Source organism: Streptomyces sp. NPDC051320 (assembly GCF_040682175.1).
In the GTDB taxonomy this organism is placed as follows: domain Bacteria; phylum Actinomycetota; class Actinomycetes; order Streptomycetales; family Streptomycetaceae; genus Streptomyces.
Genome location: NZ_JBFBAL010000031.1, coordinates 1 through 14,443, shown reverse-complemented (window position 1 = coordinate 14,443; position 14,443 = coordinate 1). Strand labels below are relative to the sequence as shown.

At 65.8% G+C, this 14,443-nt stretch carries 7 protein-coding genes and 9 pseudogenes; 10 read left to right on the top strand and 6 right to left on the bottom strand.

The window, feature by feature from the left end; translation table 11 throughout:
* Positions 1-297: 297 nt before the first annotated feature.
* Positions 298-1,839, top strand: a pseudogene (locus AB0M87_RS32620) (ISL3 family transposase).
* Between the two features lie 528 nt (positions 1,840-2,367).
* A protein-coding gene (locus AB0M87_RS32615) for an IS5 family transposase (RefSeq protein ID WP_365859422.1) occupies positions 2,368-3,227 on the top strand; the annotation gives its coding sequence in 2 pieces (ribosomal slippage) (positions 2,368-2,707 and positions 2,707-3,227; 861 coding nt in all).
* 154 nt (positions 3,228-3,381) lie between these two features.
* Here the strand turns inward: AB0M87_RS32615 and AB0M87_RS32610 are convergent.
* From AB0M87_RS32610 to AB0M87_RS32600, 3 genes and pseudogenes are all read right to left on the bottom strand, one after another.
* A pseudogene (locus tag AB0M87_RS32610) lies at positions 3,382-3,859 on the bottom strand (transposase); the annotation flags it as partial.
* A gap of 5 nt (positions 3,860-3,864) precedes the next feature.
* Positions 3,865-4,128, bottom strand: a pseudogene (locus AB0M87_RS32605) (IS6 family transposase); the annotation flags it as partial.
* An 852-nt stretch (positions 4,129-4,980) separates the two neighbouring features.
* A complete protein-coding gene (locus AB0M87_RS32600) occupies positions 4,981-5,601 on the bottom strand; it encodes a TetR/AcrR family transcriptional regulator (RefSeq protein ID WP_365859420.1) in 621 nt (206 codons plus the stop codon).
* A gap of 84 nt (positions 5,602-5,685) precedes the next feature.
* Between AB0M87_RS32600 and AB0M87_RS32595 the strand changes: the two genes are divergently transcribed.
* Positions 5,686-6,564, top strand: coding sequence for an alpha/beta hydrolase (locus AB0M87_RS32595; RefSeq protein ID WP_365859418.1), 879 nt, complete (start codon positions 5,686-5,688; stop codon positions 6,562-6,564).
* 323 nt (positions 6,565-6,887) lie between these two features.
* On the opposite strand, the pseudogene AB0M87_RS32590 reads toward AB0M87_RS32595, so the two are convergent.
* Both AB0M87_RS32590 and AB0M87_RS32585 read right to left on the bottom strand, forming a co-directional pair.
* A pseudogene (locus AB0M87_RS32590) lies at positions 6,888-7,241 on the bottom strand (IS6 family transposase); the annotation flags it as partial.
* Between the two features lie 72 nt (positions 7,242-7,313).
* Positions 7,314-7,436 (bottom strand): annotated as a pseudogene (locus tag AB0M87_RS32585) (transposase); the annotation flags it as partial.
* Between the two features lie 151 nt (positions 7,437-7,587).
* On the opposite strand from AB0M87_RS32585, the gene AB0M87_RS32580 reads away from it, so the two are divergent.
* The 4 genes and pseudogenes from AB0M87_RS32580 to AB0M87_RS32565 all read left to right on the top strand — a co-directional run bounded on the left by AB0M87_RS32580 (position 7,588) and on the right by AB0M87_RS32565 (position 11,530).
* Entirely contained in the window at positions 7,588-8,199 is a 612-nt protein-coding gene (locus tag AB0M87_RS32580) for a LysE family translocator (RefSeq protein WP_365859416.1), read from the top strand.
* 109 nt (positions 8,200-8,308) lie between these two features.
* A pseudogene (locus AB0M87_RS32575) lies at positions 8,309-9,448 on the top strand (IS701 family transposase); the annotation flags it as partial.
* 334 nt (positions 9,449-9,782) lie between these two features.
* A pseudogene (locus AB0M87_RS32570) lies at positions 9,783-10,610 on the top strand (IS701 family transposase); the annotation flags it as partial.
* Positions 10,611-10,879: 269 nt separating this feature from the next.
* Positions 10,880-11,530: an RNA polymerase sigma factor gene (locus AB0M87_RS32565; RefSeq protein ID WP_365859414.1), complete on the top strand. Its 651-nt coding sequence runs from the start codon at positions 10,880-10,882 to the stop codon at positions 11,528-11,530.
* A 5-nt stretch (positions 11,531-11,535) separates the two neighbouring features.
* Here the strand turns inward: AB0M87_RS32565 and AB0M87_RS32560 are convergent, their stop codons facing one another.
* Positions 11,536-12,738, bottom strand: a complete 1,203-nt coding sequence (locus AB0M87_RS32560) for an IS110 family transposase (protein WP_365859412.1) — start codon at positions 12,736-12,738, stop codon at positions 11,536-11,538.
* Between the two features lie 214 nt (positions 12,739-12,952).
* Between AB0M87_RS32560 and AB0M87_RS32555 the strand changes: the two genes are divergently transcribed.
* From AB0M87_RS32555 to AB0M87_RS32545, 3 genes and pseudogenes are all read left to right on the top strand, one after another.
* A complete protein-coding gene (locus tag AB0M87_RS32555; RefSeq protein ID WP_365859410.1) occupies positions 12,953-13,975 on the top strand; it encodes a CU044_5270 family protein in 1,023 nt (340 codons plus the stop codon).
* A 172-nt stretch (positions 13,976-14,147) separates the two neighbouring features.
* Positions 14,148-14,253: pseudogene (locus AB0M87_RS32550) on the top strand (IS5/IS1182 family transposase); the annotation flags it as partial.
* Between the two features lie 110 nt (positions 14,254-14,363).
* A pseudogene (locus AB0M87_RS32545) lies at positions 14,364-14,443 on the top strand (ferredoxin); the annotation flags it as partial.

The window sequence follows — 14,443 nt, the reverse complement described above, 5'->3', positions numbered from 1 at the left end:
ACTGCCTCCAGCACCGCACGCAGTTCGAAGAAGGCACTGCCTTCGCAGCCCACCTTGCCGTCGCCGCTTGACGAGTTAGCGCCCTGAGGTGTCTATATGGCGCTGATGAGTCTGCTCCCCACCGGCCAGCGGAGACGACACTAAACCCATGCACTGGAACACACCACCGAACGCCTCCCAAATCGCCTTCGAGGGCCGCCTCACCCCCCCACCACTGACCCTCAACAACCAAGATCAGCCGTTAGCTTGGCTCTGTCTCACATTCGGTGGTGACTCTGTGTGGTGAGGGTCGTTGATATCGGTGTGATGGATGTCAACGAGCTTGTGCAGATGGTCTTTTCGGGGATATCTCCGCTGGTCATTGAGGATGTGGTCAACGAGGGCGAGCGGGTCGTGGTGAGGGCGCGGACTCCGAAGGAGTCCGCGCCCTGCCCGGTGTGCGGGGCGTCGTCGGGGCGCGTTCACGGTTATCACTGGCGGACAGTGGCCGATGCACCGGTCGACGGCCGACGAGTGGTGGTCCGCGTACGGGTGCGGCATCTGGTCTGTCCCACACGCGGCTGATGTCACACCTTCCGCGAGCAGGTACCCGGGGTACTGGAGCGTTATCAGCGACGCACCACCCGCCTGACCGTGCAGGTCAAGGCGGTAGTCAAGGAGTTAGCGGGCCGGGCGGGGGCACGCGTGCTGGCGATACTCGCTGTAGGTCTGTCGCGTCACACGGCTCTGCGTGCCCTGTTGCGGATCCCGTTGCCCACGGGGCGGGTGCCCCGCGTGATCGGCGTCGACGATTTCGCTCTGCGCCGGCGGCACCGCTATGCCACCGTGGTGATCGACGGCGAGACTCATGAGCGGATCGACGTGCTGCCCGATCGCACGGCTGACACCCTGGAAGCCTGGCTGCGCGAGCATCCGGGCGTCGAGATCGTGTGCCGTGACGGCTCGGCGACCTACGCCGAGGCCATCCGCCGCGCTCTGCCCGATGCAGTGCAGGTCGGTGACCGCTGGCATTTGTGGCACAACCTGTGCGAAGCCGCCCTGAGCGAGGTAAAGGCGCACAGCACCTACTGGGCCACCGTGCTGGAGGCGCCCCTGTATGACGGACCCCGCGCACGGACCACCCTGGAACGCTGGCACCAGATCCACGACCTCCTCGACCAGGGCGTGGGCCTCCTCGAATGCGGCCGCCGTCTGCAGCTGGCCCTGAATACCGTCAAACGCTATGCCCGATCCGACCGGCCCGAGCGGATGCTCCGCGTCCCGAAATACCGCGCCAGCCTCGTCGATCCCTACCGCGAGCACCTGCGCAAACGCCGGGCCGACGACCCTGCCGTCCCCGTCCAGCACCTCTTCGAAGAGATCAGGGCCCTTGGCTTCACGGGCTGCCTCAACCTCCTGCACAAGTACATTAACCAAGGTCGCGCGGACGCCGACCGCAGCCATATCTCCGCACGCAGACTCGCCCGGATGCTCCTCACCAGGCCCGACAACCTCAAGGCCGAGCACCACGACCTCCTGGCCCGGCTCACCGCCGCCTGCCCCGAGTTGACTCAACTGGCAGCCCACATCGGGACCTTCACCCCACTTCTGAAGCCTCAGCCAGAAAACGCCGACACACACGACCAATGGGTCGCCCAGGTCCGCGCGGCCGACCTGCCGTATCTGCACGCCTTCACCCGCGGTCTCGAGCGAGACCGCGACGCTGTGATCGCCGCGTTCACACTCCCGTACAGCAACGGCCCGACCGAGGGCGTCAACACCAAGACCAACCGGATTGCCCGCCAGATGCACGGACGGGCAGGCTTCACCCTCCTTCGCCACCGCATCCTCCTCGGATAACACCACACAGAGTCACCACCGAATGCGAGACAGAGCCGCTCGTTTGGACAGCCCCGCTCCGGGACCTACTCGAACGCATCCATGCCGATGCCCGCACACCAGCGTCTGGACAGAGCCGGATGACGGCGGTCAGCCGAGCCGCCCTGGCCAACTCCCTTGACAGCAACAGGCGACTCACCGCACGAATCCGCCAACTGGAGACACACCTGTCTACGATGCTCGGCGAGAAAATCTGGACCGAGTCCGGCCTGGAGCCCCGGCCGACGTCGATCAGCTTCAGACCTGCTGGAGCATGGCCCTGCAGCGCACCGCCCGGGCCCGAAAGGCGGCCGAGTTCACGCTGTTGTACGTGGCCTTCGATTTCCTGGCCGCCCCGGCGGTACCGACATCCGCCGGCAGCCTCTGCACGAGAGGGCGACCTTCCTGGAAAACGTCCTGGCCGGCCTTCGGCCGGGTGGGCGGGTACAGCTGGGGGCGGCACTCCTAGGGCCTGTCTTCAAAGGCAGTTGATGGGGCATCATGTGGTGCATGGTGCGGCGGCATGAGCTTTCGGACGAAGAGTGGGATGTGCTGTCGGGGCTGCTTCCGAGGACGGAGACGGGGCGGCCTCGGCGGGACGATCGGGTGGTGCTGAATGGGATCGTATGGAAACTGCGGACCGGTTCGGCCTGGCGTGATGTGCCCGAGCGGTATGGGTCCTGGCGGACGTTGTACACGCGTTTCCGCAGGTGGGCGCTGGACGGCACGTTCGCACGGATGCTGGAGACGGTCCAGGCCCAGAATGATGCGGCCGGGGATATCGACTGGCTGGTGTCGGTGGACTCCACGATCACCCGCGCTCACCAGCACGCGGCCGGCGCGCGTAAAAAGGGGCTACCTCCGCAGAAGCGGCACACACTCACGCCCTCGGGCGATCCCGTGGCGGACTGACCACTAAAATCCACCTCGCCTGCGACGGCCGCGGCCGCCCGCTCGGCTTCGTCCTCACGAACGACTGCATCCAGCTCGAGCAGGTCCTCGCGCAGATCAAGGTCCGCCGCCCTGGTCCGGGCCGACCGCGCACCCGGCCCGGCCATCTCCTGGGTGACAAGGGGTACAGCAGTCGACGCATACGCAACTACCTGCGGAAGCACGGCATCCCGCACACCATTCCCGAACGCTCGGACCAGCAGGCGAACCGCCGCCGACGCGGCAGCAACGGAGGAAGACCAGCCTCTTTCGACAAGGAACGCTACAAACAGCGCAACGTCGTCGAACGCTGCTTCAACGCGTTAAAGCAGTACCGGGCCATCGCCACCCGCTACGACAAGACCCGCGAATCCTACGAAGCGGCCCTCACCATCGCGTCACTCCTGATGTGGATATTACCCTTTGAAGACAGGCCCTAGGAGCGTGGGTCAGTATCGGGCAAGGGGCCAGTCGGCCGTGATCAGTGGACTCGGTTGCAGTCGTCGCTGCCGGCTTCTGTGAGGCTTCCGTTCGCCTGTCGTCGGGTGTGCGGCCTGTGGGGAATGTGGCTAGGGGTCGGGTGGCCGGGTTGGGTCAAGCCGTCAGGGTGGCCAGTCCGGCGGTGCCGGTGTGGCGGAAGATTTTGCGGAGGTGGTGACAGGCGGCGAGCAGTCGTCATGCGCCCCGGGCTCCCTCCTCGCCTCGGAGGAGGAGTTGGCGGCCGTTCTGGTAGGTCATGATCTGTCCGAAGACGGGTTCGACGATGGCTTTGCTGCGGCTGTAGGCGGCCTTGCCGGGCTTGGTCCGCAGCTTGCGGGCCATCCGTTCCTTCGGCGTGGCTCTCGCCGGTATGCGTCCGCGTGGCGCGGGCGGGACTTGTTCGTCGTGCGCCGGGCGGCCGGTGGCCATGAACGTGTCGGTGCCGCAGGCCGTATGGCGGTCCTTCGCGGCCGCAAGGTTTAGCTGGCGTCGACCAGCGCCTGCTTGGGTGGACGCCGGTGTTCTCGGGCGCTTGGTCGAACATCGAGGTGTAGTTCAGCGCGTCCGAGGGGTTGGTCGTCACGCCGGCGGCGGCGCCCCGTTGATCTTGATGAAGACCTCGTCCAGGTGCCACTTGTCGCCGGGCCTCGGCCGGCGGCGGCGCAGTCCGTCGGCATAGGCCTGCCCGAACTTGGCGCACCACCGCCGTACCGTCTCGTAGGAGACGATCACACCACGCTGGAGCATCAGCTCCTCGACCTCGCGCTAGGACAGAGGGAACCGGAAGTACAGCCACACGCAGTGCGAGATCGCCTCGACCGGGTACCGATGACCCCTACACGACGGCGACGCAACCTCCACGAACAAGCCCCTCCACCATGACCAACCCGAAGATCAACCCACCCAGTCAGTCAACGTGACAGCTCCCCACAACCGCACCCCGCCCGCTCAGGCCACGACCAGAGAACCGGAACCAGCTGATCAGAGAGGTGAGGAGCCAGGTAGATGCACCGACGTGTGCGTGTCGTGGTCAGGGGGCACGGGTCCGGGCCTGACTGTGGCAAGAACTGATCGCCCGGGTAACAGGAAGACCTCGTACCTACCCATCTGGCGTCGGTTGGCGATGACTCGCTTCACCGCCCATTGGGAGACGGTGCCAGTCTCGATGATGGTGCCGTTGAAGTGAGGCGATCGACGATAGCCGCGCAGGGGCGAGGGTCGGTGAGGGTCTTGGTCTAGCCATCTGGGGCTGGCACATGTTCCTCGGGGCGAGAGTGCCTTGTGACCTGGCCGTTTCAGGGGTTTGAGTGTCACTTGGCCGCCCTGCCGTGGCACAGGCCCACGCACGACTGAACCGTGCAGCCCGCGTCGGGCGAAACGACGGGACTGTGGTGGCGCTGGCTCCCGACGCCGTCCGAGGACGCTACCCGGCGGTGTACCAACTGACGTGGAGCGCGGTCGCGACCCTTGCCCCGGCCGGCTTCTCCGCACTGCTGGACGCGGCCGCTGCCCCGCCGTGGAGCGTCCTCAGCCTCGTGCTCGTGGTTGCGTGTGCGATGGTGCTGAGACTGTCCGGCGGACTCCCCGCACAGGTGGGGTTCCCGCGGTCCGCGACATCACCGCAGCCCACAGAGACAGATCAAGCAACCACAGGGTAATACGGCAAGGGCGGAGCGTCCCCAGCATCATCCCGAGCGCGAAGCTACCCCCGTCCTACTTGAGCAGGCTGGCGGAGTGGTGAGGGGCGATGACACCCCTGTCGAGTTGGTCGTCCAGGATGGCCATTGCGGCGGCCGGGGTCTGCTGCCTCAGGAGGAGAGCGTTCCCAAGACCGCCGACGAGGGCGAGCAGGATGTCCGCCTCCCGCACCGGATCGAGGTCGAGGAGTGGAGCGACGTCACGCTGACTTGCGCGGATCTGCATGGCGATGGCACCACGCAGTAGCGCGTTGCCTCTACGGAATAGGGACGCCAGAACAGGGTCCGTGAGCGCGCGGATAAAGAAGGCGTTGGCTACCAGGGCCTGCGTACGGCTGGCGTCATCGGTGGGCAACAGAGCGGCCAGGATGGCGCGCAGTCGGGCACGCGGGTCGCTGTCTGCCGAGTCCACCAGCTCCGTGATCCGTCGTTCGACACGTTCGCGGAGGTATCCGGTCGCGTAGAGCAGCATTTGGTCCTTGCTGTGGAAGTAGTGCTGGACCAAACCCTTGGACACGCCCGCTTCGGCGGCCACCTGGCCGAGGCTTACGCCCTCCAGGCCGCTGGTACTGGCAAGTCTGCAGAGCGCCTCGGTGATCATGCGTCGCCGCTGCTCGTGATCAACCTGTTTGGGCATCACCACTCCGTTTCGAATCCGATCGTATTGCAACTTGTCAGCCCTGCTATACGATACGATCGTATTGTCAAATGGGAGGCCCCCTTGCGCGTCGGCAAGTTCAACTCATTGCAAGCCCAGTCCGACTTCGACGTGGTGTACGCGGCGGGGATGCGCATGCTGCCTACCCCGGCGGTCACGCACGACGTGGTGACCGACTTCGGATCCGTTCGGGTATATCGATTCGGGCCCGAAGAGGGGGCTCCGATCGTGCTGCTACCAGGGCGGGCGGGTACCGCGGTCATGTGGCAGCCCAACCTCACAACGCTGGCGGAGCATCACCCGGTTTTCGTAGTCGAGCCGCTGGGCGAGCCAGGCCGCAGTACGCAGACCGCGTCACTGAGCGGCGGCGCTGACCAGGCGGCGTGGCTCCATGCGGTACTCACTGGACTGGACCTCGATGGAGTTCACCTTGTCGGCCACTCGTTCGGAGGCTGGCTCGCGTGCAACTACGCAGTACGGTCGTCCGATCGGTTGGCCACGCTCACCCTGCTCGACCCGGTGAACACGCTTGGGCGGTTCCCCGTGGCATTGCTGTTCCGTAGTGCACTGGCCGCCCTACCACTGGTCTCGAAGTGGGGCCGACCATCATTCGTGAAATGGATCAACGGCGGCGTCCCACCGTCGGACGACGACCCGGTCGCGGCGGTGATCCAAGCCGGGATGCGGGACTACCAGATGGCTGCGCCGATGCCTGAATACATTAACGACGACCAGTTGCGGTCGATCACCATTCCCGTACTGGTGCTTGTCGCGGGCCGCAGCGTGATGCACGATCCGAAGGCTGCGCACACCCGGGCGCGGTCGCTGATCCCGGATGTTCAGGCCGAGTTGTGGGCAACCTCCACGCACTCCCTGCCCTCCGAGTCCCCAGTCGAAGTCAACACGAGCCTGCTGGGCTTCGTCGACCGCATTGCCGTGTGAACGCCACCCCAGGTCGTGATTCGGAAGGGCTCTGGTGCCGGAGCGACCGGTTTGGAGCGGGTGCCGCTGCTGACCCGGTACGACGGATATGAGCGTGTCTTCGGCCCACCGATGCCGCACCTGTTCCAGTGCCCTTCCCAACACAGGCTGCAGTCATTTCTCCCAATCGCATCCGCAAGCGCCTCACCGACCATGCGCTGAAGGCCGGCATCGTCGACGTCGCCGGGTCACCCTTGAGTTTCACGCCGCACGACTTCCGCAGAAGGCGTTGTCACGTTGATGGTGCGTTGACCGGTTGTTGGAGCTTCGGGGCGTGAGAAATGCCTGGCCGCGGCCTTGTCCCGTCGGTTCTGCACGAGGATGTCGAGCACCATCCCGTCCTGGTCGACGCTCCGCCACAAGTACTTCTGCGCCCCGTTGATCTTGATGAAGACCTCGTCCAGGTGCCACTTGTCGCCGGGCCTCGGCCGGCGGCGGCGCAGTCCGTCGGCATAGGCCTGCCCGAACTTGGCGCACCACCGCCGTACCGTCTCGTAGGAGACGATCACACCACGCTGGAGCATCAGCTCCTCGACCTCGCGCTAGGACAGAGGGAACCGGAAGTACAGCCACACGCAGTGCGAGATCGCCTCGACCGGGTACCGATGACCCCCACACGACGGCGACGCAACCCCCACGAACAAGCCCCTCCACCATGACCAACCCGAAGATCAACCCACCCAGTCAGCCAGCGTGACAGCCCCCCAGCGGCCTTCCGTGGTGACGGCCAGGGCCACATAGATCGGCCGGTTGGCGACCGCGCCGTCGCGGATTTTCACGTGGATGGCGTCGATGAAGATGACGGGATAGACCGGAGCGGATTCCAGGAGTCGTCGCAACACGAAGATTGGTGTGACAGCCAGAATAAGCACCAGTCCCGTGCCGGAGCGTGATGTCCGATTTTCGCCAGCACGAGGGTTGGAGGTTCCGGAGACTCGGCGTGTGAACCCTATGACCCACCTGATACCAGCGGTGAGTGCGCACATGCTCATCGCGCTGCTCGTCTTCCTCTTCCCTCTTGCGTACAGTCCGGGCCCCGGAAACGCGTTCTTCGCGGCGATCGGTGCAACGCGGGGCTTGCGTGCCACTGTGCCCGCTCTCGCCGGATATCACGTGGCGACGTTTGTTGTAACTACGGTGATCGGGATCGGGACAGGGGTCGCCATCCTGGAGCACCCCGTGTTCGCGAAGGTTCTCAGCGCGGTCGGGAGCCTCTACGTGCTGTGGTTGGCGGTGACATTCATTCGTGCTGCTCGGGCGAAAGGAGAGGACACGACGGATGCCGCCCCGATGCAGCGGATCGGGTTCTGGGATGGTGCGATCGTCCTGCTGATGAACCCCAAGGCGTACTACATCATCGCGGTGATGTTCATGCAGTTTCTCGCACCGTCCGCCAGTGGCAACGCCACCGCGGTGCTGGTGATCACGGCCGTGTTCACGCTGAACAACCTGGCCGCTTTCATCGTCTGGGCGCTCGGCGGCCGGGCGCTCGCCACTCTGTTCCGCAGTGAACTGGCGAAGCGATGGATCGACTACCTGTTTGCCTCCACTTTGCTCGGAGTCGCGGTCTGGATGGCGGCGCCGCTGTTCAACTGATCGGAATCCGTGGCCCGGGGCCCTTTTGGAGTCTAGTTGGCTGATGCTGCATCAAGTCGGTGGTGGTTCGTGACTCACCCGATCGGGGCGCGTTGAACCGGTTGTGGATATGGAGAGCGATACCGAAGTCGGTTTGTGGGATGCCGCGTTGGAGTCGTTGCTGCTGCGGGTGGGCGAGCGGTTCGGCCGCGTCGAGCCGCGGCGGCGGATGCGGGACTACGTGCGTGGCTTGCTGGGCCGGTGGGCCGGAAGAACAGCTGGCAGATTGCCGAGCACGCAGGTAATGACACTCCGTATGGGCTGCAGCGACTGCTGTCGTGGTGTCAGTGGGACCCGGACGAGATCCGCGATGATCTGCGGGAGTACGTGGGCGACCAGCTCGGGCAGCCGGACGGTGTTCTGATCGTGGACGACATCGGCTTCCTCCAGAAGGGCACCGTTTCCGCCGGGGTGCAAAGGCAGTATTCTGGCGCTGCTGGCCGCACGGAGAACTGCCAGATCGGAGTGTTCGCTGCTTATGCCTCCGCCAAGGGCCGGGCCCTGGTGGACCGCGAGCTCTACCTGCCCAAGTCCTGGACGGAGGATTCCGATCGGTGCCGCACCGCCCGGATTCCGGAGAGCAAGTCCTTCGCGACCAAGCCGGATCTTGCCCGCGCCATGGTCCGGCGGGCCCTGGACTGCGCACTGCCGATCGCCTGGGTAACCGCGGATGCGGCCTACGGGCAGGAACGGCACTTCCGGCGGATGCTGGAGGAGGCCGGCGTGGGCTAGGTCCTGGCGGTGCCCAAGTCGCAGTAGGTCAAGTCTCCAGCGGGAAGCTGGCGCATCGACCATGTCCTGACCGGTACCCCGGCCGAGGCGTGGGAGCGGATCTCCTGCGGTGACGGTGTGAAGGGGCCGCGGGTCTACGACTGGGCCGCGGCCAAGCTGTCCACCATCGAGGGTTCGTATCCCGCCCACCACCGCTGGGTGCTGGCCCGCCGCAGCTTGGCACGGTCCGAGGAGATCGGGTATTATCTGGCCTTCGCGCCAGCGGACGCTACCGTCTTCTCCGAACTTGTTCGGGTGGCTGGCGCCCGGTGGGCCATCGAGGAGTGCTGCCAGGCCGCGAAGGAAGAATGAGTGCGGCCTGGATCAGTACGAAGTCCGCCGCTACGTCGGCTGGTATCGCCACATCACCCTGGCCATGCTCGCGCATGCCTTTCTGGCGGCAAGGGCAGCCCAGGCCCTCGAAAAGGGGGGCGGCAGAAACGGTTCGAGCAGCCTCGTTCCACTCACCGTGGCAGAAATCCGACGGCTCCTGGACCTTGCCCATCCCTCCTCAGCCCGGCACCGGTCACCCGCACAGCGGCTCTACTGGTCCCGCTGGCGCCGACGCCACCAGGCCATCGCCCGCCGCTGCCACTACCACTACCAGCGCCGCACGCGCCCCGATCGGGTGAGTCACGAACCACCACCGACCTGATGCAGCATCAGCCAACTAAACTCCAAAAGGACCCCGCGACCAGGGCATATGGAGAAGTACAACTGGAGTGCAACGGCGTTTGACGTGACTGGTGGCCAGGGCTGTCGTTGGTCTGGCTGTGGGTGGGGGACTTGATGATGTCAGGACGTGGGCGGCGGGCCTGAACGAGTTGCATGAGCGGTTCGTGCACCGGTTCGCGCGGTTGAGCCGCGGGTGTCGGCGTTGGCTTATATGCGGGGACTGATCGCTCCGTTGAAGCGGAAGAACGGCTGGACGCTGGCCGAAGAGGCCGGTCACGCGGCTCCTGATCGGATGCACCGGCTACTGAATCGGTGCGACTGGGACGCTGAGGAAGTCCTCGACGACCTCCGTGATTACGTCGTGGAGCATCTCGGCGACCCGGTCTGATCGTGGACGACACCGGCTTCTTGAAAAAGAGTGTCCCCTCGGCCGGGGTCCAACGGCAATATTCGGGAACCGCGGGACGTACGGAAAACTGCCAGGTCGGTGTCTTCCTTGCCTTGCCTATGCCGGCGCCCGTGGACGCACCCTGATCGACCGGCGCCTGTATCTGCCACGTCATGGACCGATGACCGCGAACGCTGCCGGGCCGCCGGTGTCGGCGACGACATCGCCTTCGAGACGAAAGTGGTCACCGCGAAGAAGATCCTCCGACGCGCAATCGCTCAGAAGATTCCCTTCCGGTGGGTCACCGCGGATGCGGCCTACGGCTCCTCCAAGGGCCGGCGGACCGAGCTCGAACAGGCCGATGTCTTCCACGTCATGGCCACCACCCGCCACGACACCGTCGTCACCCGTTGAGCCTTGGACCACCGGTCCACGACCTGTTTCCCAGCCTGCCCCGGCAGAAGTAGAAACGCCGTTCCTGCGGCAACGGCGCCCACGGCCCCCGGGTCTATGACTGCGCGAGGTAGAGGTCCGTCCTTGCCCTCGCCGACACCTAAGGAGTCTCCGCCACCCAGTTGGGCGTGGGCGTCGCGGATCACAAACTGTGGCTCGTCGAGGGCCAAGGCCCGGTCAACACCGTGCGGGACAGTCGATCTGGCAGTTCCGGCACGGGGCCGTATTGCGAGACTTCGTGGCTCTGGAGCGACCCTGGGAAGCCCATTTGGAACTCGCGTGCGGGCATCAGTGAATAGCAGGTGACAGTGTCCCCGTTTGTTGAAGGAATCACATGACTCGTAGAGGCGACCAATGACCGTCTCGCTGGGCGTCCAGGTCGAGCCTGCCGGCGTGGTTGACGGGTCGGTGGAGTCTGATGCCTCGGTCGTTGAACGGCCCTGGGACGACCCCGACGCGTTCGCCGTATTGTTCGATCGCTACGCCGATGACATTCACCGCTACGTGACCAGGCGGCTGGGCACCGAGGCGGCCGACGATCTGATGGCCGAGACGTTCGTCATCGCTTTTCAGCAGCGTCGGCGTTACGACTTGTCGAGGCCGCATGCCCTGCCCTGGTTGTACGGGATCGTCAGCAATCTCATTCGTCGGCACACGCGGGCCGAGGCCCGTCGCCATCGAGCGTGGGCGCGTGCTGCAATCGCCACTCCAGCTGAAGAATGTGCTGCAGGTGACGTGATGGCAGACCGGGTGGTTGCCCGGGTCAGCGCCGGGAGCATCAGAGGCAGCCTTGCGGCAGCTCTCGCTGGGCTGTCTGCCCGCAACCGGGACGTTCTGCTGCTGATTGCCTGGGGCGATCTCGACTACACAGAGACCGCGGAGGCCTTGGACATACCGGTGGGCACCGTTCGCTCCCGGCTGCACCGGGCCCGGAGGGGGCTGCGTGCGGTCCTGGGCGGGTCGGACCCCACCACCATTCGAGATGACCAGAAGGAGTCTCAATGACGAAGTCAAGCCGCCTGCGTGACCGGCGGGGCGGAGGTGAACACCCGTCCGTCACGCAGCAGGGCCCACAACACGCTCGCTCGTCGGCGGGCCAGAGCGATGACGGCCTGGACGTGCTTGCAGCCCTCAGCCCGCTTCTTGAGGTAGAAGTCCCGGTTCGGTCCCTCGCGGATGATGCTGGTCTGCGCGGACATGTAGAACACCCGGCGCAGGCGGCGGCTGTAGCGCTTGGGGCGGTGGAAGTTGCCGGTGCGGCGGCCGGAGTCGCGCGGGACGGGCACCAGTCCTGCCGCCGAGGCCAGATGGCCGGCGTCCGCGTAGGCCGCGAGGTCCCCGGCGGCGACGACGAACTCGGCGCCGAGTATCGGACCCATGCCGGGCAGGGATTCGATGATTTCCGACTGTGGGTGGCTGCGGAACGTCTCGCGGATCTGCTTGTCGATCCGCTTCAGCCGGTCGTCCAGAGCCAGGATCTGTTCCGCCAGGCCGGCGACGATCTGGGCGGCGACACCCTCGCCAGGCAGCGTGGTCTGCTGGGCATGGGCCGCGTCCAGCGCGGTCGCGGCGACGGTGTCCGCGCTGCGGACGCCGCGGTTGACCAGCCAGGCCGCCAGGCGGGCCCGGCCACGGCGGCGGATCGCGGCCGGAGACTGGTAGCCCGTCAACAGGACCAGCGCTCCCTTCTGCGAGCTGTAGTCGAAGGCCCGCTCCAACGCGGGGAAGATGCCGGTCAGCACGTCGCGCAGCCGGTTGATCATCCTGGTGCGGTCGGCCACCAGGTCGGAGCGATGGGCGGTCAGCAGCGCGAGGTCGGCAGCCAGCTGGGCAGGCACATCGATCGCGGCGAAGTCGTTGCGGTGGCGGACGGTCTCGGCGATCACGTAGGCGTCCCGCGCATCGGTCTTCGCCTCGCCCCGGTATGCGCCCGACATGCGATTCACCGTGCGGCCGGGCACGTAGACGGCCTGTTGGCCATGGGCGGCGAGCAGAGCGAGCAGCAGTGCGGAGGACGTCCCGGAGATGTCCACCGCCCAGCGGACCTCGTCCGCCAGGTCGAGGATTTCCCCGAGTGCGGCCAAGATGGCCGACTCGTCATTGTCGATCTTCTTCGACCACAAGGTCGCGCCGGTCTCATCGACCACAGCCGCCCAGTGGTGGCCCTTGCCTGCGTCGACACCGGCCCAGACCCGGGCCTTCCGCCTGCTCATTCGCCCCTCCTCGCGCCGTTCGGAATCCCATCGGCCCGAGGAACACCCCGCTGTCATCTCCGTAATCAGCGACCGCACGAAGCGCGCACATCTCAATCAGCAGCCAGGGCGCCCCGGAGAGCCGGACGGCCACTCCTTCGGAGCCACGACTGGCAAGACCCCATCAGCCACATCCGGCCCTCCCGGGCCGCCTAACAACTTACGGAGCCCCATCATGGATGACCTTACGCGCGTGCGGGAGATGGAGGCCGATGTGCCACCGCTGACCGTCGAGGCCCGCTCCGCCGCCCGAGTCCGACTGCAGCGCGCTATTTTGCAGAATGCTAGTCCCGGCAGGTCCGCTGTTCTGTCCAGGCGGCTAGTCTTTCGGCTGGTGGCTGGCGGGGTGGTGGCGGCCTCAGTGGTGGGGAGCACCGTCGTCGCCACAAAGGAGGGTGGGGCTCGCTCCGCCGTCGACACCACAGAGCACGGCGGGGCTCGCGTAACGCTGCCGATGACCATGCTCAGCGCGGCTCGGGTACTGCACAAGGCCGCAGACAGGTCGCGGTTCAACAGCGCTGACCTGCCGATCCCGCGTAATGACCAGTACCTCTACACCAAGACGTACATCACGCAAACGCCCCTGAAGGGCGGCAAAATCAAGGCGTGGACTGACGAGAGCTGGATGTCAGTGGACGGCTCCAAGCCTTCCAAACGACAGGAGCACGGCAAGATCCACAACGACCCCCCTCTGGGCAAGCATGAGGTGCAATCGATACCCACCGAATACGCGAAGCTGAAGGAGTGGCCGACTGACCCCGACGAGCTCCTCAAGAGGCTCGGGCGTGGGCGGATCAAGATCCTCACTCCGAGCAATCGCAAGGCGGGCAGCTCCGCCGGGGCTGCCGCAGACCCCGACGCGATGGTGTACACGCAAGCGTGCCTGCTCATGCAGGGGCCACGAGTCATGCCGCCCGGACTGCAGGCCGCCACGTTCGAGGCAGTTGCGAAACTGCCTCGCATCAAAGTGAACGACGACGAGGTAAACGCCCTCGGCAGGCACGGGATCGGGGTCTCGTACCCGAATATGCTCTTCTCCATCATCTTTGATCGCAAGACCTATGACTACCTGGGGATGCGCCTGAAGGGCAGCCACGCAAAGCTTATCGACGGCAGGTGGCGGCAGGTTGGCTGGTACTCCGAAATGAGAGGCCGCGAAAAGGTAGGTGTGGTCGACCGGATTGGCCAACGCCCGTAGCAAGGTCTGAAACCGATGCTGTTACCAGTCGCGGGTGTTGCGATCCTGCGGCCGAACCGCACCGGAGCTCTGTCGGTCCCGCACTAGGCTGGTCGCGGTTCTGGCCGACAAGGCGCGCTCATCACGCGCCATTCACGAGCACCTGCGCAACGCGGCATCCGGGCAGAAGTCCCCGTCCCGGCGGACCAGCGCGGCCACCTCGGCTGCGGCGCGGCAGCCGAGGTGGCAGGCCACCCACCTTCCACCGCGAGGCATACAAACAGCGCAACACCGTCGAGCGGTACGCGTGCGCCACGAGGCGCCTTGTTGTATCCCCGGCTCAGCCGGGAGGAATTGGAGGGATAAGCATGTCAGATAATCAGCGACCGGCTCAGTTGCTTACGAGCCGCAGCCTTGTGTCGACGTCAAGGACAAGGCGTGCATCGAGGAGTGCCCCGTCGACTGCATCTACGAGGGCTCCCGGTCCTT

Excerpts from the sequence above, each read along its gene's own strand:
- AB0M87_RS32600 (WP_365859420.1), bottom strand. The coding sequence starts at position 5,601 with ATGCCCAAACAGGTTGATCACGAGCAGCGGCGACGCATGATCACCGAG.
- AB0M87_RS32580 (WP_365859416.1), top strand. The coding sequence starts at position 7,588 with ATGCTCATCGCGCTGCTCGTCTTCCTCTTCCCTCTTGCGTACAGTCCG.
- AB0M87_RS32565 (WP_365859414.1), top strand. The coding sequence starts at position 10,880 with ATGACCGTCTCGCTGGGCGTCCAGGTCGAGCCTGCCGGCGTGGTTGAC.
- AB0M87_RS32560 (WP_365859412.1), bottom strand. The coding sequence starts at position 12,738 with ATGAGCAGGCGGAAGGCCCGGGTCTGGGCCGGTGTCGACGCAGGCAAG.
- AB0M87_RS32555 (WP_365859410.1), top strand. The coding sequence starts at position 12,953 with ATGGATGACCTTACGCGCGTGCGGGAGATGGAGGCCGATGTGCCACCG.